The 20509-nt window shown below is 55.9% G+C and carries 16 protein-coding genes; 10 read left to right on the top strand and 6 right to left on the bottom strand.

Annotated features, from left to right (window positions below; genetic code table 11):
• Positions 1-84: 84 nt before the first annotated feature.
• Complete coding sequence (locus MWU61_RS07085) at positions 85-960, bottom strand: LysR substrate-binding domain-containing protein (RefSeq protein WP_247127588.1); 876 nt, start codon at positions 958-960, stop codon at positions 85-87.
• A 161-nt stretch (positions 961-1121) separates the two neighbouring features.
• On the opposite strand from MWU61_RS07085, the gene MWU61_RS07080 reads away from it, so the two are divergent.
• From MWU61_RS07080 to MWU61_RS07070, 3 genes are read left to right on the top strand one after another with little or no spacing between them, the layout of a single operon-like run.
• A complete protein-coding gene (locus MWU61_RS07080; RefSeq protein ID WP_247127587.1) occupies positions 1122-2741 on the top strand; it encodes a GMC family oxidoreductase N-terminal domain-containing protein in 1620 nt (539 codons plus the stop codon).
• Positions 2738-3946: a mandelate racemase/muconate lactonizing enzyme family protein gene (locus tag MWU61_RS07075; protein ID WP_247127586.1), complete on the top strand. Its 1209-nt coding sequence runs from the start codon at positions 2738-2740 to the stop codon at positions 3944-3946. Before MWU61_RS07080 ends, MWU61_RS07075 begins: the two co-directional genes overlap by 4 nt.
• Positions 3947-3959: 13 nt before the next feature.
• Positions 3960-5390: an aldehyde dehydrogenase family protein gene (locus MWU61_RS07070; RefSeq protein ID WP_247127585.1), complete on the top strand. Its 1431-nt coding sequence runs from the start codon at positions 3960-3962 to the stop codon at positions 5388-5390.
• A 69-nt stretch (positions 5391-5459) separates the two neighbouring features.
• Here MWU61_RS07070 and MWU61_RS07065 read toward each other — a convergent pair whose 3' ends face one another.
• Genes MWU61_RS07065 through MWU61_RS07055 form a run of 3 tightly spaced genes read right to left on the bottom strand, consistent with a single transcriptional unit; the run spans position 5460 to position 8313 of the window.
• Positions 5460-6569, bottom strand: a complete 1110-nt coding sequence (locus MWU61_RS07065; RefSeq protein WP_247127584.1) for a TauD/TfdA family dioxygenase — start codon at positions 6567-6569, stop codon at positions 5460-5462.
• Positions 6570-6598: 29 nt separating this feature from the next.
• Entirely contained in the window at positions 6599-7327 is a 729-nt protein-coding gene (locus tag MWU61_RS07060; protein WP_247127583.1) for a class II aldolase and adducin N-terminal domain-containing protein, read from the bottom strand.
• A gap of 17 nt (positions 7328-7344) precedes the next feature.
• The gene (locus MWU61_RS07055; protein WP_247127582.1) at positions 7345-8313 is read right to left on the bottom strand and encodes an NAD(P)-dependent oxidoreductase; all 969 of its coding nucleotides are present in this window, start codon (positions 8311-8313) and stop codon (positions 7345-7347) included.
• A gap of 301 nt (positions 8314-8614) precedes the next feature.
• Between MWU61_RS07055 and MWU61_RS07050 the strand changes: the two genes are divergently transcribed.
• From MWU61_RS07050 to MWU61_RS07020, 7 genes are all read left to right on the top strand, one after another.
• Positions 8615-9520 carry a LysR family transcriptional regulator gene (locus tag MWU61_RS07050; RefSeq protein ID WP_247127581.1) on the top strand — a complete coding sequence of 302 codons (906 nt, stop codon included), beginning with the start codon at positions 8615-8617 and terminating at the stop codon, positions 9518-9520.
• Positions 9521-9617: 97 nt separating this feature from the next.
• Entirely contained in the window at positions 9618-11690 is a 2073-nt protein-coding gene (locus MWU61_RS07045) for a hydantoinase/oxoprolinase family protein (RefSeq protein WP_247127580.1), read from the top strand.
• 3 nt (positions 11691-11693) lie between these two features.
• The gene (locus MWU61_RS07040) at positions 11694-13400 is read left to right on the top strand and encodes a hydantoinase B/oxoprolinase family protein (protein ID WP_247127579.1); all 1707 of its coding nucleotides are present in this window, start codon (positions 11694-11696) and stop codon (positions 13398-13400) included.
• Positions 13400-14608: an FAD-binding oxidoreductase gene (locus MWU61_RS07035; RefSeq protein ID WP_247127578.1), complete on the top strand. Its 1209-nt coding sequence runs from the start codon at positions 13400-13402 to the stop codon at positions 14606-14608. The genes MWU61_RS07040 and MWU61_RS07035 overlap by 1 nt, the downstream gene beginning before the upstream one ends.
• A complete protein-coding gene (locus tag MWU61_RS07030; RefSeq protein ID WP_247127577.1) occupies positions 14608-15384 on the top strand; it encodes an HpcH/HpaI aldolase/citrate lyase family protein in 777 nt (258 codons plus the stop codon). Before MWU61_RS07035 ends, MWU61_RS07030 begins: the two co-directional genes overlap by 1 nt.
• Positions 15385-15401: 17 nt before the next feature.
• The gene (locus MWU61_RS07025) at positions 15402-16235 is read left to right on the top strand and encodes an NAD(P)-dependent oxidoreductase (protein WP_247127746.1); all 834 of its coding nucleotides are present in this window, start codon (positions 15402-15404) and stop codon (positions 16233-16235) included.
• A gap of 62 nt (positions 16236-16297) precedes the next feature.
• Positions 16298-17626 carry a cytochrome c peroxidase gene (locus tag MWU61_RS07020; protein WP_247127576.1) on the top strand — a complete coding sequence of 443 codons (1329 nt, stop codon included), beginning with the start codon at positions 16298-16300 and terminating at the stop codon, positions 17624-17626.
• On the opposite strand, the gene MWU61_RS07015 is transcribed toward MWU61_RS07020, so the two are convergent.
• Together MWU61_RS07015 and MWU61_RS07010 are read right to left on the bottom strand one after the other, a co-directional pair.
• Positions 17623-19098 carry a CRTAC1 family protein gene (locus tag MWU61_RS07015; protein WP_247127575.1) on the bottom strand — a complete coding sequence of 492 codons (1476 nt, stop codon included), beginning with the start codon at positions 19096-19098 and terminating at the stop codon, positions 17623-17625. The two genes, MWU61_RS07020 and MWU61_RS07015, sit on opposite strands and share 4 nt — an antisense overlap.
• Positions 19095-20375, bottom strand: coding sequence for an ROK family transcriptional regulator (locus tag MWU61_RS07010; protein WP_247127574.1), 1281 nt, complete (start codon positions 20373-20375; stop codon positions 19095-19097). Before MWU61_RS07010 ends, MWU61_RS07015 begins: the two co-directional genes overlap by 4 nt.
• Positions 20376-20509: the final 134 nt, after the last annotated feature.

Below are 20509 nucleotides of genomic sequence, written 5' to 3'. Positions count from 1 at the left end.
TCATTGATCAGGGGCGGCAAACTGAGCCTCGTTGCGATCGTAAATCAGCTGATCAAGATAACAATAAGATGGCTTCTAACCAAATTACCTTACAATAGAGCCGATCCAATCGTGAAAGCATGCGACTGCAGACCAGATTTTGCGGTCTGGGGAGGCGACCAGATAGAAGTTCTGGCTGGTAGGGACGGCTTCTTCGAAGGGAATAACTAAATCGCCTCGATTGACGTAGTTCTTTGTGAACAAAGTATCGACAATTGCGATGCCGCGCCCTGCTGTGACACTTTCGAGCGCAAGCAGCGAGGATTCAACTGACAGCCAAGTCAAAGGCACCACGCTTTTCAGCCCCAATGCGCCAAACATACGCGGCCAGTCGTTTTCGGAACCGACAATACTAACAATGTCTGCGGCCTTAAGTTGGGCCGGATCCCTTTGTAGCGCATCGGCAACCTGAGGGCTGCAGATTAGAGACGCCTGACCGCGTCTGAGCTGCCAAATATCCCGTTCTGGCCAATCGCCATTGCCGTAGCGAATATCCACATCAATCGTTGCGTCATTCAGCCGGTCCGACCATACGGTGGTCGAGACCACGACGTTGATCTCGGGGTGCAAGGCGCGAAACTCGTGCAATCTGGGGGCCAGTACAATCACACCGAACGAGATCGACGCACGGACATGCAGTGTCGTTTGTTTCTTGGTTTGGAACAGCCCATCTGTCGCGGTTTGAAGATCGACAAAGGATTGTCGTACAGGTTGGGCGTAGGCCTGCCCGATGTCTGTCAACTCAACGCCTTTCGGTAGCCTTTTGAACAACTTCATCTCGAGCGTTTCTTCGAGCAGCTTGATATGCTGGCTGACTGCTGCGGGCGTGAGATTTAACTCATCCGCAGCGGCGGCAAAAGATCCATGGCGCGCGGCAGCTTCAAAGGTGCTCAGCCAAGTCACATGCGGAAGACGTCTCATGGCGGTATCCCAATCGTTCTTCTGCCACAGTTGCCTGCATTTGTATTGCCAATCAACCCTGCATGCACAATCAAATTTAGGCCTAAGCCGCAAGTTTGTTTGTTTGCGCAGGCGTCTCTGGTCCGCTTTTTTGGCGGCTCTTAGAAAGGCGGGCGTAGACCTTGGATACCTGTGAATTTGATTACGTCATTGTGGGCGCGGGATCTGCCGGTTGCGTGTTGGCGAACCGGCTGTCCGAGGACGGTAAGTTCACGGTTGCACTGCTCGAAAGCGGGGGGAGCGATGCGCGGTTCTGGGTTAAGGTTCCGTTGGGCTATGCCATTAACGTCGCAAACCCGAAATTGAATTGGGGATATCGCACCGAGGCGGACGAAGGACTGAACGCCCGTTCGATCAGTTGGCCCAGAGGGCGGGTCATCGGCGGGTCGAGTTCGATAAACGCGATGACCTACATAAGAGGTCTGCCGCAGGATTTCGATGATTGGTCGCAGGCGGGCGCCACGGGCTGGCACTGGGATAACGTGCGTGCAGTCTTTGACCGCATGGAAACCCACAGCGAACTTACACCGACGGGCCGCAGCACCCGTGGTACGGGGCCGGTCTGGGTGTCGGACCTGTCAGACCGAATGTTGCCGTTTTCGGATACCTTTTTGAATGCTAGCCGTGACGTTGGTTACGAAGTGGTCGACGACCTGAACGCAGAAGGGGCCGAGGGCATAGGCTATTACCGCAGCACGGTGCGCGGCGGTTTTCGGTGGTCTGCGGCGGATGCGTTTTTGCGATCTGCGAAACGGCGCCAGAATTTGGCGATCATCCGCGATGCCGATGTCACCCGCCTGACGGTTGCGAGCGGCAAGGTCACTGGGGCTGCATTTGTGCGCGCGGGAAAGACCAGCCAGATCACGGCCCGCAAGGAGGTTATTCTGTGTGCTGGTGCGATCAATTCACCCAAGCTATTGCAACTGTCCGGTCTTGGTCCGGTCGCACTGCTGAAATCACACGGTATTCCGGTGGTGCGCGACCTGCCAGAAGTCGGGCGAGGGTTGCAGGACCATTTGGCTGTTTCCTATCAATTCGCTGCAACTGAACCGACGCTCAACACGCAGTTGGGCGGGATGCTGGGCAAGCTGATGATGGGAGCGAAATATCTGCTGACGCGATCAGGCCCACTGTCCGTACCGGTCAATCAGGTTGGCGGGTTTGTCCGTTCTTCCCCTGACAATCGCTTCCCGGACATGCAGATGTATTTCAATCCAGCCTCCTATGCGATGACGTCCTCGGGCAAAGCGGTGCTGGATCGTACCCCCGGGTTTCAAATCTCTGCACAACCCTGTCGCCCGACGAGCAGAGGCCGCATCGAGATCGTGTCGCCCGATCCATATGTTGCCCCCGGCATCCAGCCCAATTCCCTTTCGACTGACGCGGACAAACACGCGGCCATTCAAGCAGGTAAGGTCTTGCAGCAGTTTGCAGCGGCTGACAGCCTGAAGGCCGTCACATTGCGGGCCAAGGCCCCCGATCTGATGGCGCTGGACGACGACGGCTTGCTGGATGATTTCAGACAACGCGCGTCGACCGTGTATCACCCCACCTGCACTTGCCGGATGGGGCGCGATGATCAGACGTCGGTTCTGGATGCCCGTTTGCGGGTGCATGGGGTAGGGGGTGTACGTGTCGTGGATGCCTCGGCTTTCCCAAATATTACGTCTGGAAATACCAACGCACCAACAATGATGCTGGCCATGCGTGCCGCCGATCTGATCCTGGAGGATGCCTCGTGAAACTTGCGAACCTTGAGACCTTTGTGGTGGGCAACCCACCGCCGCGCCATGGTGGTCGGTATTTTATCTTTGTCCGCATAACGACCGCTTGCGGTATCACGGGCGTTGGTGAAATCTACAACGCCACCTTCGGCCCCGACATCTGCTGCGCCATGGCTCGCGATATGTTCGCCCGTCATTTTGACGGCGCAGACCCCCACCACATCGAGGCGTTGTTTCGCAAATCCTACGGCGCGGGCTTCACCCAACGGCCAGATGTCAGCGTGATGGGCGTTTTCAGCGGCTTGGAAATGGCATGTTGGGATATCGTTGGGAAAGCCGCAGAAAAACCGGTTTATGAGCTGCTTGGCGGGCGCGTGAATGATCGTTTGCGCAGTTATTCCTACATCTATCCCGCCAGCGGTGACGTCTATCCAGACCCTGACACGCCTAATGCCTACAACGACCCTGCCATCGCCGCCGAAGTGGCGCTTGGGATGGTGGAGCAGGGGTTCACGGCGCTTAAATTCGACCCTGCGGGACCGTTTTCTATTTATGATGGTCGTCAACCCGGACTGGATGATATCGCGCTTAGCGAAGTGTTCTGCCGTGAAATTCGTGCTGCTGTTGGGACGCGCGCGGACCTGTTGTTTGGCACCCATGGTCAATTCACCGTGTCGGGTGCGAAACGCATGGCGCGCGCGATTGAGCCGTTTGATCCGCTGTGGTTCGAGGAACCTATTCCGCCAGAAAACCCCGCAGATATGGCTCAGGTCGCGGCCTATACATCCATCCCTGTCGCGGCAGGCGAACGATTGTGCACCAAGCACGAATTTGCCCGTATGCTCGAGGTAAGCGCTGCATCGATCCTGCAAATTAATCTGGGACGCGTCGGCGGCCTTTTGGAGGCCAAGAAGATCGCGTCGATGGCGGAAACGCGTTCGGCCCAGATAGCGCCGCACCTTTATTGTGGACCCATCGTCGCGGCGGCCAACATTCAAATTGCCACCTGCACCCCGAATTTCCTGATCCTCGAAAGTATCGGAACTTTTGATGGGCCTTATATGTCCGCCGTCAAAGGTGGGATCACGTGGGAAAACGGCTATATTATTCCGCCAACCACCCCCGGTTTGGGGCTGGAACTTGACGATGCTGCCATCGCAACAATGCCATACGAGGGGACAAAGCTTCACCTTGAAATGGCGCAAACGCCTATCACACCATGAGACAGGAAACCTTATGCTGACACTTGATAAATTCTACATTGATGGCGCTTGGGTTGATCCCGCGTCTGATGCCACAATGCCGATCATGAACCCCGCCACCGCTGCACAAATCGGCACGGTGAGCATGGGCAACAGCACCGATGTTGACCGCGCCGTGGCCGCTGCCAAACGCGCGTTTGAGACGTTTTCCATGACGTCCAAAGAAGAGCGGCTCGCGCTTTTGTACAAGCTGCGCGTGGAAACGAAAGCCCGCCTGGGTGACCTCGCGGCTGCGATGACATCCGAAATGGGCGCACCTGCGACGATGTCGCTTGAGGTGCAGGCCGATTCCGGACTTGGCCACCTTGAGGATTTCATCAAGGCTCTTGAGGCGATGGAAGAGGAAGAGGTTTTGCCAAACGGCGACATCATCACCCGCGAACCGATCGGCGTTTGCGGCTTGATCACACCGTGGAACTGGCCGATCAACCAGATCGCGCTTAAAGTCATCCCAGCGCTTGCCACGGGTGCGACCTGTGTTCTGAAACCGTCAGAGCACACACCGATTTCCGCACAAATCTACGCCGAAATTGTCGAAGCCGCCGGATACCCCGCCGGTGTGTTTAACCTTGTGCAGGGGGGTGGCCCTAGCGTTGGCTCCGCTATGTCGCAACACCCCGACATCGACATGATGTCCTTCACCGGATCGACCCGCGCGGGCACTGCCGTGTCACGCGACGCGGCCAGCGATATCAAACGTGTCACGCTTGAGCTTGGCGGTAAATCACCCAACCTTGTGTTCGCCGATGCTGACCTGCCCAAACGTGTCACCGAAAGCGTCGAGGGCTGCTTTTACAACACGGGCCAGTCTTGCAATGCACCGACCCGCCTTCTTGTAGAGCGCAGCTGTTATGAAGAAGTTCTGGGTCTCGCCAAAACGGCAGGCGAGGCGCAAAAGGTCGGCGATCCTGCTCAGCCCGGCGATCACATCGGCCCCTTGTTTGACAAGATCCAATACGATCGTGTGCAAGCAATGATCCAAGTTGGGATCGATGAAGGGGCCAAGCTGCTGGTCGGCGGTCTGGGCAAGCCTGAAGGTCCTGAAGACGGCTGGTTCGTGAAGCCTACGATCTTTTATGATGTTGACCACGATATGCGCATTTCCCGCGAGGAAATCTTTGGCCCTGTGCTGGTGATCACGCCCTTCGACAGTGAGGAGGAGGCTATCACACTGGCCAATGACACCGAATACGGTCTGGCCGCCTATGTGCAATCCGGCGATGAGGCACGCGTGTCACGTGTTGTACGTCGTCTGCGTGCGGGGACGATCCAGATTAACGGGCGCGGGCCGGATTATGGGTCTCCGTTCGGGGGCTATAAGCAATCGGGCAACGGGCGCGAAGGCGGCGTTTTCGGCCTTGAGGATTACCTCGAAGTGAAGGTACGTCCGCCTTTCGCGTTGTAAGCCCAAGCCCCTGACAAACAAAAACGGCGCGAAGATCCCCGCGCCGTTTTCTATTGGTGATAACCGAAATTACAGCGCTTTGGACGCGATCCGATAGGTGCTGCGCATTGCAGCGCGGTCGGTATAGCAGCCGCGCAAATGGCGACTTCCGCTTTCGGCAACATAACCTTCGCGGCCATGCACGATGCGGTGATTGTCGAAAACAATGCAATTGCCTGCCTCAGACCGGAATTTCATCACGAAACGGTCGTCTTGCATCATGCGGATGAACTTGATGAAGGCGGGATAGTAAACATCCAACAGCTCCTGCGGCAGGTCCATATTGTCTTGCAAGTGCTGGGAAATCGTCACCCCTGTCACGTTCCCATCCTGATCGGTTTCAATGACCCGCTGGTGGGAAAGATAATCAATCTTTTCATGGCGGTAGAAAAACGGAATTTTGTGGGACGCGAGCAGGTCAAATGCGGCCGGATCTTCCTCTTTCAGCGCCATGGCGACGGCGATACCATCCAAGAACAGGGATGCCCCCCCATCAACGGTATTTTCGATGCAGTGCAGGAACTGAACGCCGGGTGCTGCTTCCTCACCGGGAAGGTCGGTGTGCATCTCAAGCGGACCAGCCGTGAACGCCAGATTGGTTGGGTTGATTTCAACGCGAACGTTAAAGAATAGGCCTTCACCTGACGGTGTAACTGGGCCGATTGCCTCGACCAATTTGGGAAGGCTTTCCTCCGTCGGCTCCATGTCCGTGACGATGGCGATCCCGTCTTCGATAAGAGCACGCGTCAGGGCTACGCGGCCTGCCGCAGTACCGATGACCTCTTCCTGCGCGACACGTTTGATCTTGGGCAGGTGGTCATTGTACCAAACGCGCCGCGGTAAGGCGGCTACATCAGCGGGGCGACCCGTGGTGGCAATGTCTTCAAGAAGATGAATAGGAACTTCGCTAGGGGTTTCTTCGGCCTCCCAATCGATCACCAACGCGTCTTCCCGAAAGGCCAGTGACTTTGCCTTCGGCGCACTCGCGAGCTGGGACACATCAAAAATCCGTTCGCGGGTTTGAGGATCAATGCTGGACGTGCTCGCGTCGCGTAGCCAGTAGTAATTGAAGTATTTGGGACCATTGGAAAGCGGGATCACCGCTCCGGTGTCTTGAAGATCAAACTGTGTCTGAGCCATAATCTCTATCTCATTCTGGAGGTCGTTGGTTACTGGGCGTAGATGTTTTTTTCCGCATCAAGACGGGTGCGAATTTCGCGCAGATGCGCTTCTGCCTGACCGGGGTAATCGTCGAGTTCAGCCGCTGTCTTCTCCGCGATTTCATCGGACAGAACGCGCAGTTTCTGTCCTGTTTGAAGCGCGCGGATATAGGTTTCTGCAGCGCGTTCGAAATAATAGAGGCGGTTGAATGTGTCCGCGACCGATGCGCCCACAACGAGAACGCCGTGATTGCCCATTACCATGACTTTCTTGGCTGGATCAGACAGCATTTTCGCACAACGGATACCTTCGTCCTCGAACGCAAGTCCGCCAAAGGCATCATCGACAACATAACGATTGTAGAAGGTCGCAGTATTTTGATCGATAGGCAGCAGAGTGCTGTCGTCCAGACAGGCCAGAACAGTCGCCCAGATCGAGTGCGTGTGCATGACACATCGCGCATGCGGGCACTGTCGGTGGATCGACGCATGTAGCCCCCACGCCGTGGGATCAGGGGCATTGGGGCCCGTCAACACGTCAGGGTCATTGGCATCGAGCATCAGCAAGCCGGACGCGCGGATGTTCGAGAAATGCACCTGATTGGGATTGATCAAGAACTGCGTGCCGTCCTCATTCACCGCGAGGCTGAAATGATTGGCGACCCCTTCGTGCATATCCAGACGGGCGGCCCATTGAAAGGTCGCTGCAAGGTCGGTCCGTTCGGCCCAGTGTTCCATGTTTGCGCCCCCCATGGTCAGCGCGCCCACACAGGTTTCGACAGGCCCGTCGGGATGACTTCGTAACCAGCTTCCTCGGGTTCGTCATCGACCAGCTCTGTCGGGAAACCGGGTGCTGTGATCTTCAGACCGGTGGCATCTTCAAGGCGGCGGATGATGTTCGGCGACAGTTCCCGTTCGCCGTATTTTGCAATCCCGTCATTAAAAATCTCAACCAACAGGGGGCTGATTTCCAGCGGTACATTTGCGGCCTCAGCCAGAGATTGGAACAGGCCAATGTCCTTTTTCACAAGGTCCATCGTAAAGGACACGTCGCGCGATCCATTCAGGATCAGTTGGCTTTCGGTTTCATGAACAAAAGATGTCCCAGAGCTGATTTTCATCGCCTCATAGGTCGTGTTCATATCGATGCCTGCGGCCTTCATCGTCACAAGCGCCTCGCAACACGTCAGCAAGTTGGCGGTCGCCAGATAATTTGTCATCACCTTCAGCGTCGATGCCGACCCGATCTCACCGGTATGCAGAACACGGCGACCAAGGGTCGTCAGGGTTGGCAGCATCCGCTCAAACGTCGCGCGATCACAGCCCGCAAAGATCGAGATATTGCCAGTATCAGCGCGATGGCACCCGCCCGAGACAGGGCATTCGATGGCAGAGCCGCCTTTCTCTGTCACGAGCGTCGCGAGGCGTTTCACTTCAGAGACTTCTGTGGTGGACATCTCCATCCAGATCTTTGTGTCGCCAACATGCGGCAACATCGCCTCGACCACCGCCGCGCAGGCCTGTGGGGATGGCAAACAGGTGATGACAGCATCGCACGATTGCATCAGCTCTGCGGGGCTTTCCGCCGCTTTTGCGCCTTTGGCGACAAATCCGGCCACCAGTTCAGGGTTGAGATCACAAACCGTCAGATCAAACCCATTGCGCAGTAAACTGCCCGCAAGTTTGCTACCAACATTCCCAAGCCCTACAAATCCCATCCTCATATCGTTTCAATCCCTGAACCGCTGCTTCATAAGCCTCCAGTTTTCGGTGACGGGTGGGTGAATATAAAGCAACGGATTCAATGGCTTTGGGCCCGTTTTACTTAAGCGTCTCTATCGCCCAAAAGACCAACACGTTTTGCGCGTACTTTTCCATGACGTGCCAAGCGCCTAAAACAAAAAATCCATCGACGGCGTCGCAGCGTGCTGGCGCGCTGAGAACGTCGACAATGGGGTAATGTTTTTCCCGTGACGCGGCCGTTTTCGTTTTACGACTGGGCGTTGATAGGCAATGCATAGGCGTATGATTGGACACATCTTTACTTTGAAGCAGCTTGAGGCGCTCGTTTGGGTCGCCGACCTTGGCAGTTTTCGCAAAGCGGCTGCGCATCTGAATACGACTCAGCCGAACATTTCTGCGCGTATTGCTGGGCTAGAGGCGACGCTAGGTACGGTTTTGATGCAGCGGGATGCGGGGTCTGTGCGGCTGACCGAAAAGGGTGAAGAAATCGTGCAAGCCGCCCGCCGCGTGCTGCGCCAATCTGAAGATTTGATTACTATCGCCGAACGTCCTGATTTGATGCAAGATCGCCTAAGGCTCGGCGTGACCGAACTCATCGCTGGGACGTGGTTGCATCCCTATCTGCGCAAACTTAAGGAAACATACCCCGGGATATCGGTTGAATTAACCGTTGATTTGTCGCGTAATCTGGACCGGGTGCTTAGCAGCCATGCGCTTGATTTAACTATTCAAACGGCTCCGTTTGCGTCGCCTGTACCTGGCGCCATCGCGCTTGGTGATTATCCCTACGGCTGGGTGGCCGATCCCACGATTGCCGCCGCGCTGTCTGGCAAGGTAACAGTCGCAGACCTGACTGCGTTCAATGTATTGACCCATGCGCGGCACACGCAGTCATTTGTTGAACTGGCGGAACATGCTGACACAACGGGCATCGCCAAGGCGCGGTTTGTGCCGTCCAGCAGCCTATCATCGTGCTTGCAAATGGCGGTCGAAGGGATGGGGGTCGCACTAGTCCCACTTGCCATGGCAGAGCGCGACATTACAGCCGGTCGGCTGGTCGTGATTGATGCGGACTGGATAGCAAGGCCGCTGCAGGTTGCAGCACGGTTTCATGCCGACAAGGTCGCAGGGTACGTCGCGCAAGCCGCGCAAATAGCCGCAGAGATTGCGGAGATGTATCGCACATAAGATCACAAATTTTGATCATAGATATTTATAGAAATAATTGGAACATATCATGCGTGCGCCGCTAGGATGACGACATCACAGCATAAAGGCGAACAGCATGTCATCTGTCAGATTGGGCGTAGATATCGGCGGGACTTTCACGGACGTTGTGCTGGAAGCCGACGGTGAAAGCTATTCCACGAAGGTACTGACGACCTACGCTGCGCCTGAAAATGCGATCATTGATGGAATGCATCAGGTCTGCACCAAGGCGGGCGTAATGCCTGCGGACGTGACGCAAATCATTCATGGGACGACTCTGGCCACCAATGCTTTGATCGAACGGCGTGGGGCGAAAACTGCGCTGATCACGACCGAAGGCTTTCGAGATGTGATCGAGATGCGGACGGAAAGCCGGTTTGAACAATATGACTTGAACCTCGTGCTGCCGGACCCACTTTTGCCGCGTCAGATGCGGTATACCGTGCCTGGGCGGATTGATGCTACGGGGGCTGAGCTAAAGCCGCTGACGCGCGCTGATATCGAACCCGTTGTCGATGCGATTGCGCAGGCGGGGTATGAAAGCGTCGCGATTGGACTGATCCATTCCTACTTGAACGACAGCCATGAAAAGCTGGTGCGCGACGTGCTGGCCGACCGGCTGCCGGACGTCATGATATCGCTGTCGTCCGAGGTATCGCCGCAAATGCGCGAATACGAACGGTTCAATACGGTTGTTGCAAACGCCTACATCAAGCCGTTGATGAAGTCCTATTTAGGGCGTTTGAAAGGGCGTTTGGCGGATGAAGGTGTCGGCTGCAATATCTTCCTGATGCATTCAGGCGGTGGGATCATATCACTAGAAAACGCGGCTGATTTTCCTGTGCGATTGGTTGAATCAGGACCGGCAGGCGGGGCTGTTTTTGCGGCACACATTGCGGCGCGGTACGGTCTGGACAAGGTGCTATCCTTTGACATGGGCGGGACGACCGCCAAGATTTGCCTGATCAAAAACCAAACGCCAAAGACATCCCGTGTGTTCGAAGTCGCGCGGACCTATCGGTTCAAAAAAGGATCAGGGATGCCGATTTCGATCCCCGTGATCGATATGGTGGAAATCGGAGCAGGGGGCGGGTCGCTCGCGCATGTGGATGCGATGCGGCAGATACGCGTCGGCCCAGAAAGCGCGGGATCCGAACCGGGGCCGGCCTGTTACGGTCGCGGAGGGGGCAGACCGGCGGTGACAGATGCGGATTTGGTCTTGGGTAAGTTGGATCCAGATAACTTTGCAGGCGGATCAATTCAGTTGCACGGCGATGCGTCGGCTGCGGCCCTTGTCGCGGAAATTGGCGAAACGTTGGACATGGACGCGGCGCAAGCGGCCTTCGGCGTGGCCGAGGTGGTTGATGAAAACATGGCAAACGCGGCAAGGGTCCACGCGGTTGAAAACGGCGAAGACCTGTCAGACTACACGATGATCGCCTTTGGCGGGGCGGCCCCGTTGCACGCGGGACGGCTGTGCGAAAAACTGGGTGTTGATCGGTTATTGGTGCCGCCGGGGGCTGGCGTGGGATCGGCGATCGGGTTCCTGCGCGCACCGTTTTCGTTCGAGGCGAATAGGTCTGTCTACATGCGCTTGACGGACTTCGACCCCGCGAAAATCACAACGTTGCTGTCTGATTTGAAGGCCGAAGCTACAGGTTTTGTCCGAAACTGCGATGCGCAAAGCCCGATCATTTCGGAATTCAAAGTCTACATGCGCTATTCTGGCCAAGGCTGGGAAATCCCGATCAGCTTGACGGAAGAGCAGGCGATGCACCCCGACGTCGCCACATTCGAAGCACGGTTTATTGCGGATTACACCAAGTTATTCGGGCGGGCCGTCGCTGGTATGGATATCGAAATCACGGTCTGGTCTGTGAATGCGACGACACCGCCAGAACCCGTCGGACGTGTCGACGAAGCAAAAGCGACGACACCCGCAAAGGCTGTGGGTCAACGGCAGATGTTTGATCCCGCGGTCGCCGACTTCGTCGTCGCCGACATGTTTTCGCGCGGCGATATGACGATAGGTCAGCAGTCCGCAGGCCCTGCCGTGGTTGTCGAAGCCGAAACCACGATCATCGTGCCGTCATCGCGTGTTGCGACCCGCCAACCCGACGGCTGCATCGACTTACGCGTGAAAGGATAGACCATGAGCACCCCATCCAACGTCGCCTATCAAGTCATGTGGAACCGTTTGATTTCGGTCGTGGAGGAACAGGCGCAAGCACTTGTCCGTACGGCATTTTCCACCTCTGTGCGCGAAGCGGGTGATCTGTCCGCGGGCGTGTATGACTTGCAAGGCCAGATGCTGGCACAAGCCGTGACAGGCACACCCGGACACGTGAATGCAATGGCTGATGCCGTTGCGCATTTCATCCGCCGGATTGGCCGCGATAATATTCATAACGGCGACGTCTATATCACAAATGATCCGTGGGAAGGCACTGGCCACTTACACGACATTACGATGGTGACGCCGTCCTTTCATCGTGGCGATTTGGTCGGCTTTTTCGCATGTACTGCACATATCGTTGACATCGGCGGGCGCGGCTTTGGGGCCGATGCCGCCAGCGTCTACGAAGAAGGGTTGTACATCCCGATCATGAAGTTTGCAGATCGCGGTGTCGTGGACGAAACACTTGTTCGCATCGTGCGCGGCAACGTCCGCGAACCGGATCAGCTGATCGGCGACATGTATGCGCTGGCCACATGCAACGAGATTGGGCATCGCCGTTTGATCGACATGATGGATGAATTTGACCTTGCCGATCTGACAGGGATCGCATCCTTCATTCTGGACAATTCGCGCCGTGCAACAATTGAACGGATCGCCGCATTGCCCCAGACGTCGGCAACAGGCGAAATGACCGTGGACGGCTTTGCCGCACCCATCACGTTGAAGGTAAAACTGACGATTTCGAAAGATCGTATTTTGTCGGATTTCGAAGGGACGTCGGGACTTGATAAAAAGGGCATCAATTGTCCGCTTGTCTACGCTAAGGCCTATGCCTGCTACGCGCTGAAATGTGCCATCGCGCCGGAAATACCCAACAATGCCGCGTCCTTAGCCCCTTTTGAAATTGCCGCACCGGTCAATTCAATCGTGAATGCAGTGCATCCCGCGCCGGTTGCCTTGCGCCATATCGTCGGTCACTTTGTGCCTGATACGGTTTACAATGCGCTCGACAAAATCTTGCCGGGTGTGGTGCCAGCTGAAGGGGCTGGATGCTTGTGCAATTTTCAAGTCTCTTTGCGCCCGCGTACGGATGCGCCTGCACCGAGCGACGCTGTGCGGCGTGAAGTTTTAACATTCAATTCAGGCGGTTCTGGCGCGCGTCCTGCCTTTGACGGGCTTAACGCGACGGCTTTTCCATCCGGTGTGATGACCATGCCAATTGAAGCGACTGAACATGCGGGCCCGGTGATAATTTGGCGCAAGGAATTGCGGCCCGATTCTGGCGGTGCCGGACAGCAACGTGGTGGCCTTGGGCAGATGATGGAAGTTGGGGCCCGCGAGGGGCACGAATTCGACATCCAAGCCATGTTTGACCGTGTTGATCATCCCGCGCGCGGACGGCGAGGTGGCGCATCAGGTGGATCGAGCACGATTGCGCAGGATGACGGCACACCGATGCGTGGGAAGGGTAAACAATTCGTCCCACACGGACGAAAAGTGATGATGGCGTTTCCGGGTGGTGCTGGCTACGGTCAAGCCAAGGACCGATCCGCTAACGCGGTCAAAAAGGATTTGGCGCGCGGGTATATCTCTGCGGCATCGGCGGCAGATGACTATGGACTAAGCGCGGCAGATATCGCGTCCGTTCAGGCGGCCGTCCAACGGGGAGAGGACTTGTAATGGGGCAACTACCGCAGCACAAAAACTACGATGTTGTCATCATTGGCGGCGCTATGATGGGATCATCGACGGCTTGGTTTTTGAGCAGAATGTCCGGGTTTCAAGGCAAAGTCCTAGTTGTCGAGATGGATCGCACCTATGCAAAATCGTCAACGGCTCATACGAACAGCTGCATGCGGCAACAGTTCTCGAATGAGTTAAACGTCAAAATATCTCAGTTTGCGGCTGATTTCGTCAAAAATATGCGCAGTTACATGGGGGATGATCCCCGCGTGCCCGAACTGACGATCCAGAACTACGGGTACATGTATCTGTCGGACAATGATAAATTGACCGCGACCTTACGCGAGAACCAAAAAGTCCAGATCGCGGCAGGTGCCGAGACTGAACTGCTGGGAACTGATGAAATTCAGGCGCGGTACCCTTTCTATCAATTGGACGATATTCAACTTGGGTCTATCAACCTGAAGGACGAAGGGTATTGGGACGGTGGTTCCGTATTTGATTGGTGGCGGCGGGGTGCAGCCGACAACGGGGTTGAATACATCAGCAACCGTGTCGTTGGCATGGACGTGTCTGGTGGCCGCGTTCAGTCCGTGACGCTCGAAACCGGTGAGGTGATTGGCTGTGGACAAGTGGTGAACACCTCTGGACCACGCGCTGCATTGACGGCGAAAATGGCGGGAATTTCACTTCCTGTAGAGCCTCGCAAGCGTTTCACATGGATATTTAGCGCTGAAAAGCCATTGGATCGCGATCTTCCTTTGACGATTGATCCGTCTGGCGTGCACATGCGGCAGGACGGACCGACAACCTATCTGGCCGGTGGGCCGCCTGATGATGAAGACGACATCGCCGTTGACCCGGATGATTTCACAATGGATCACGGGCGTTGGGAAAACCACGTTTGGCCGATTATTGCGACACGGATACCGCAATTCGAAGCGATCAAAGTCGTGACAGAATGGGCAGGCCACTATGCCTATAACACCCTCGACCAGAATGCCGTTCTTGGTCCGCATCCAGAGATTACGAATTTTGTGTTCCTGAACGGATTTTCAGGGCACGGTTTACAGCAATCCCCTGCGATGGGACGTGCCATCGCTGAATGGATCGCTTACGGCGAATACCGTAGTCTCGACATGGCGCCGTTTGGGTTTGAGCGAGTGCTTGAAGGCCGTAAATTTGTTGAAAAGGCAGTCATTTGATGCGCTACCCCACCAATCCGTTCACCCACGCCATCGCCGCGAAGCAAAAACAGGTCGGTATTTGGGTAAGCCTGTCTAGCGCATTTGCTGCTGAGGTTGTGGCGCCTGCCGGGTTTGATTGGGCGTTGCTGGATATGGAACATACGCCAAGCGATTACTTCACGGTTACAGGCCAGATGCAGGCGTTTGCCGCCACGCAAACCACCGCAATCGTTCGGCCCGAATGGAATGATCCCGTCGTCGTGAAGCGGCTGCTTGATATGGGCGCGCGGGGGCTATTGTTTCCGATGATCCAGTCCGTTGAGGAGGCTGAAAAAGCAGTCGCATCAACGCGCTATCCGCCGCACGGCACCCGTGGCATTTCAGGATCAACGCGCGCAACAGGGTTCGGCCGGATCACGGATTATACCGACCGCATCAATGACGAATTGACCGTTATCATCCAGCTTGAAACTGCCCATGCGATTAGTTTGGCCGAAGAGATTGCTGCCGTGGATGGTGTTGATGGCATCTTCTTTGGCCCCGGTGATATCGCCGCCGATATTGGAAAGCTTGGCAAACCGCTTGACCCGGCCGTTTGGGATTTGGTGATGCCCGCTGCCCGTAAGCTGATGGACAAAGGCGTCCCTGTGGGAACGCTTGTTATGGACTCGGATTTCGCGGCAAACCTGCTGAACGACGGCTTTACGTTTGTTGCCTGTGGTCAGGATACGTCGTTGCTGGCAAAAGCGACAGATGCGGCACTTGCAACAGTAAAAGCGCAAATAAACACATAGAAAGGCCCAGAATGAAACTGAAGAAACTTGTCCTTACAGGGGCTGCTGGCCGCCTTGGCTCCTACCTACGCGAACCGCTGTCAAAGTTGTGCTATGATCTCGTCTCGACAGACATCAATGATGTTGGAAAGCTCTATGAAGGAGAGACTTTTATCAAGGCCGACCTTGCCAGCTTTGATGATATGATGGGCGTGATCGAAGGCGCGGACATGGTCGTCCACATGGGCGCTTTTGTCGATGAAGGCCCGTTTGAACAGCTTCTTGGTCCGAATTTTGTTGGGTCCTACAACGTGTGGGAAGCGGCGCACAAACATGGTGTGCGGCGCGTAATCTACGGCAGTTCGATCCACGCGGTTGGCATGTACCCAAAGAACGAATTCATCGATACCGAAGTGCCGCATCGGCCTGATACATTCTATGGCTTGGCGAAATGTTTTACCGAAGATTTGGGGCGCATGTATTGGGAAAAACGGGGTCTTGAAAGCGTGCATATGCGCATCCTGTCCGCCGCGCAGGTCAATAATCCGCGGGCATTGGGCTCGTGGTTGTCATACGACGACCTGATCCAACTGGTCACACGCTGCATCGACACGCCTGTCACCGGTTTCGCGATCATTTACGGCGTTTCCAACAACGACCGCGCACCAGTCGATAACGCAAAAGCCGCGTTTTTGGGGTACCGCCCGAAAGACAACGCCGAACAATTCGCGGAACAAGTGCTTGCCGAGGCGGAACCGCTCGACCCGCATGATGTCGGTCATATGTGTCACGGCGGGCCCTTCGCCAGCGTCGATCTTGGCAATTCCGGATTGGCCGGCATGAACGTCATCGACGATACGAAAAAGACCTGAATTATTACTCCTTTCGCCCGGATTTTACTGGGCGGAAGGGGCAAAAAATGCGATGATCACGCATGAATTTTGCGTTGAAATTATCGGTCTGTTTTGTGGCGCTGGCGACCGCGTCAACAGCACAAAATCTGCCAGCCCCCGTCATGAATGATGACTATGCGCCTATCGATTTGGCCGAAGCGAAATTGGGGCAATTGCTGTTCTACGATCCGATCCTATCGGGGAATAAATCCGTCGCTTGCGCGACTTGTCACCATCCGGCTTTGGGCACTGCAGACGGCGTTTCCTTGTCATTCGGTGATGGCGGGATTGGGCTTGGCGCCGATCGGCAGTTTGATCCCGAAAACACCCCCGAAGAACGCATCCCCCGTAATGCCCCAGCGCTGTTCAATCTTGGTGCACATGAATTTACGGTCATGTTTCATGATGGCAGGCTCGAGGCTGACCCGACCAAATCGGGTGGTATTCGGACGCCAATGGATGCGGATATGGTCGTGGGCTTTGCTTCAGTCCTGTCCGCGCAGACGATGTTTCCGGTGCTAAGTCGCGATGAAATGGCCGGATCGCATCGCGAAAATGATATCGGTCGCGCCGTTCGGCAGGGGCTGATCGCGGGTGAGGGCGGCGCATGGGACATGATTGCGCGGCGGGTCGCGGACATCCCTGATTACGCAGAACGGATGGCAGAGGTCTATCCACACATCGACGAACCACAAGATATTGCTTTCACGGATATTTCGAACGCAATCGCCGTCTTTATGGCGCATGAATGGCGATCTGATACGGCACCTTTTGACGCGGTTCTGCGTGGTGAACGCGAACTGGCGGGCGACGCTGCGCGCGGGATGGATTTGTTCTATGGTGACGCTGGATGCGCGTCATGTCACAGCGGTCCGTTTCTGACGGATCACGATTTTCACGCAATGGGCGCTGCACAAATCGGCCCCGGAAAATCTGCGACATTCGAAGATCATCATCGCGACGAAGGACGTTTTCGCGTCACTGGTGACCCCGCCGATTTGTACGCGTTTCGTACACCTTCGTTGCGCAATGTCGCTTTGACGGGACCTTACGGGCACGCGGGAGGACACAAAGATTTAGACGTTTTTATCGCTGCGCATGCAAATCCAGTCGCGGGGCTCGAAAACTACGACGCTAAGCAAGCGGTTTTGCCTGCGTTTGATGTAGACGATTTTGCCGTCATGAATGATCCCGATCAGGTAGCCGAGATCACGAAGGCTGTCGTGACCCCGTCCATCAAGCTGACCGATGCAGACATCACCGCGTTGATTGCCTTCTTGGACACTTTGACCGATCCGGTCGCCACGACGGGAAGGCTTGGTAGTCCGTCAGACGTGCCAAGCGGCTTGCCAGTTCCGATGCCGAATTAGCGACGGATCGTTACGGTCTTATCAACGTCGGTCTGAAGAAACGTTTCTTCGCCGTCGGGCCAAGTCACAATGACCGTAACAGCGTCGGCATCGCCCAGCCCAAAATGCAGGGGAAGCGCTTGCCCGCCAGCATGACCGCCGCCCACGACTTTTTGCTGCGATTGTACGCTGACGCCCGTTTCAAACCGGACCGTAGCACCGATGGCATCGGGATTGGGGCCGTCCTGAACAAGGCGCACCCGGAGCCAGTGGCCCGTGTCCGGCGTTGCATTCCGATAAAGTTCCAGTGGCGCGCGCCTGTTCGTCACAATCAGGTCAAGCCGCCCGTCATTATCAAAATCGGCAAATGCCGCACCGCGTGACCGATCCGTGGTCGCAATACCCGCACCATTAGCCTTTTCGACAAAGGTTCCATCAGCGTTTTGCATCAGCAGGTTGTTCGGATCACGCGTGGCCATCCCCGGCATCTGATCAACGTTGCCTTTCGCGATAAACAGATCGGGAAACCCATCGTTATCCACATCGCCAAATTCAGCATGCCACCCTGTCGATGGCCTGCCGTCATCGCCAATATGCGGGCGCTGCGCGTAGGTCCCGATGCTGTAAGGGGCGGCGGCATATGTGCCATCCGACTGAGCGATTTGCAGCAATTGATCACCCATCGATGTCAGCATCACTTCGTCACGGCCATCGCCATTCAGGTCGCGCGACGCGACACCCATACCCCAAAGCGACACATTTTCCCAACCATCCTCAGCGCCCAAAAAGCGTTGCTCGCCGATGTCCCACATTTGTTCAAAGCCGCCTTTGACGTAGTAATGGCGGTCGTTCGAAATACGCAACGTCGGCTTGCCGCGTGCGTCATTTGCGGCCAGCATCGACAGCGGACAAAAGCCGGGCGATAGGTCTTCGCGACGATATCCGCCACCAGTAGGGCGCAGGATAGTGTTCGTGTCGCAGGCCTCAAACGGGCCGTCAGGGTCAGTTTGATCGACGTAATTCCCAATCGCGAGCGTCGGACGCGGGCCGTCCCACCATGCGGAAAACGCTGTGCTCCATTGGTCGGTGTGTGGAATGCCAAAGGCCGCTGTTGCGTCGGTAAAGGAGCAATCGGGCCCGCCTTTCAACGCAACATTTGCACCAACACGCAGCACAAATAGATCCATGATCCCGTCGCTATCCAGATCTAGCGGATAGGCACCTGTGACGCCCGTCAATTGGGGCAGGGCCATGTCTGTGAAGGCAAAGTCATTATCATTGCGGATTAGTTTCGCGGGGTTGGTCCCGCCCGCAACGAAAATGTCAGGCAAGTCGTCATTATTACAATCAAACACAGCGACGCCGCCGCCCACAAAATGATCCCAGCCGCCGTCATAGACGTGGTGGGGCAGTGCAGATGAACGATCCTCGAAAATGGGATCGGCTCTGACAATGCCAGCCATGAGGCAGAGCGCAATCGTCGCCCGGATCATGCGGGTTGTGTTTCTTTTGAAAACAACCGGTCGGTCATCGCAGACAACGCCAACGCAGATGCCCCGCGTGCCCAGATCAAATCCCCCCACGCGTGGGTTTCGACCATACATGGAGTCCGGCCTTCGGATAATGTTAGCGAATGCATTTCTGCGATAACTTCTTGGCCGTATAGGTAATCGTACTGCATCCGTTCGCCCGACAGGATAATCAGCGGCGGATCGAACAGCTGGATGACGTTGGACAGGCCTGCGGACAAATAACGGCCAGCGCGGTTAAATATTGTCTGCGCGGCAAGATCGCCTGCCTTCGCCTTTAAGAACAGGTTTTCCAACATCTCTTGCGGGCTTTGGTCGGTGTCCAGCGAACGACCAAGGGCGGTTGCTGCTTCGCGGGCCAGTGCGTAGTCGGCCAGATACGCTTCGAGACAACCGCGCTGCCCACAGCGGCACAACGCGCCATCCAGTTGAACCTTTGTGTGGCCCAATTCCAGGCCTTTGCCCTGTGCGCCGCGATACAGCTGTTTGTTGACCACAACTCCCATGCCGACACCGTGTTCAATCGTCACAACGGCAAAGTTATCCATGTCGCGGCCGGCGCCAAACCACAGTTCCGCAAGCGTGAGCACGTTAGCGTCGTTGTCCAGTGACACAGGAATGCCAAATCGAGCGATAAAGGCGTCACCCAGTGCGACCTCTCGCAGTTGCAACAACGGCGACCACAAGACGGTCCCGGCTTCGTGATCGATGATACCTGACACGCCGATGCCGACTGATTTGACGTCGGCCATGACGTTTCCGGATTCCTCTAGCAGCGTTTCCATCAACGCACTAATTTCGTCTAGCAGTGCCTCAAGGTCCCGCCGTCCAAGATCGTTTGGCAGGCTGCAATCGGCCACCATATTTCCGGCAAAGTCGGCCAGAACAGCAGTGTTTTTTTCGTCGGATAACTTAATTCCGATCACATAATGGGCGTCCTGCACGACTTCCAATGCCACTGGCGGGCGTCCGCGCCCTGCTTCGCGCGTCAGACCGGCCACTTCGCGTAGGTATCCCGCCTCGATCAAGTCCGCCGTCAGCGTCGTGGCCGAACCGGGACTGATGTCCAGTGCGCGGCTGATGTCTGTGCGCGCGGTCTGTCCGCTTGACCGCACAAATTCGAAAATACGTTGTTTTAGGGTCCGCTTTCCGCCCGTGGTTGATTTCAACCTCGGGCCACAACCGTTTCCCTGCGGCGTAGAGACGTCAAAGTAAGATTCGAGCGTTGAGGCGATCCGCATAAAGTTTAACCCTTAAAGAAACAGGGGCTTTCCCGTTCTTGTTTGTACGAGTTTGCCCGCAAAAGTGGCATTAGCATAGACCTATTTTGAAAAATTTGCGCAGCATATCGAATTTTTATTTTGACAACTAAATT

Source organism: Loktanella sp. F6476L (assembly GCF_023015725.1).
Lineage (GTDB): Bacteria > Pseudomonadota > Alphaproteobacteria > Rhodobacterales > Rhodobacteraceae > Yoonia.
This window is presented reverse-complemented; position numbering and strand designations above follow the sequence as displayed.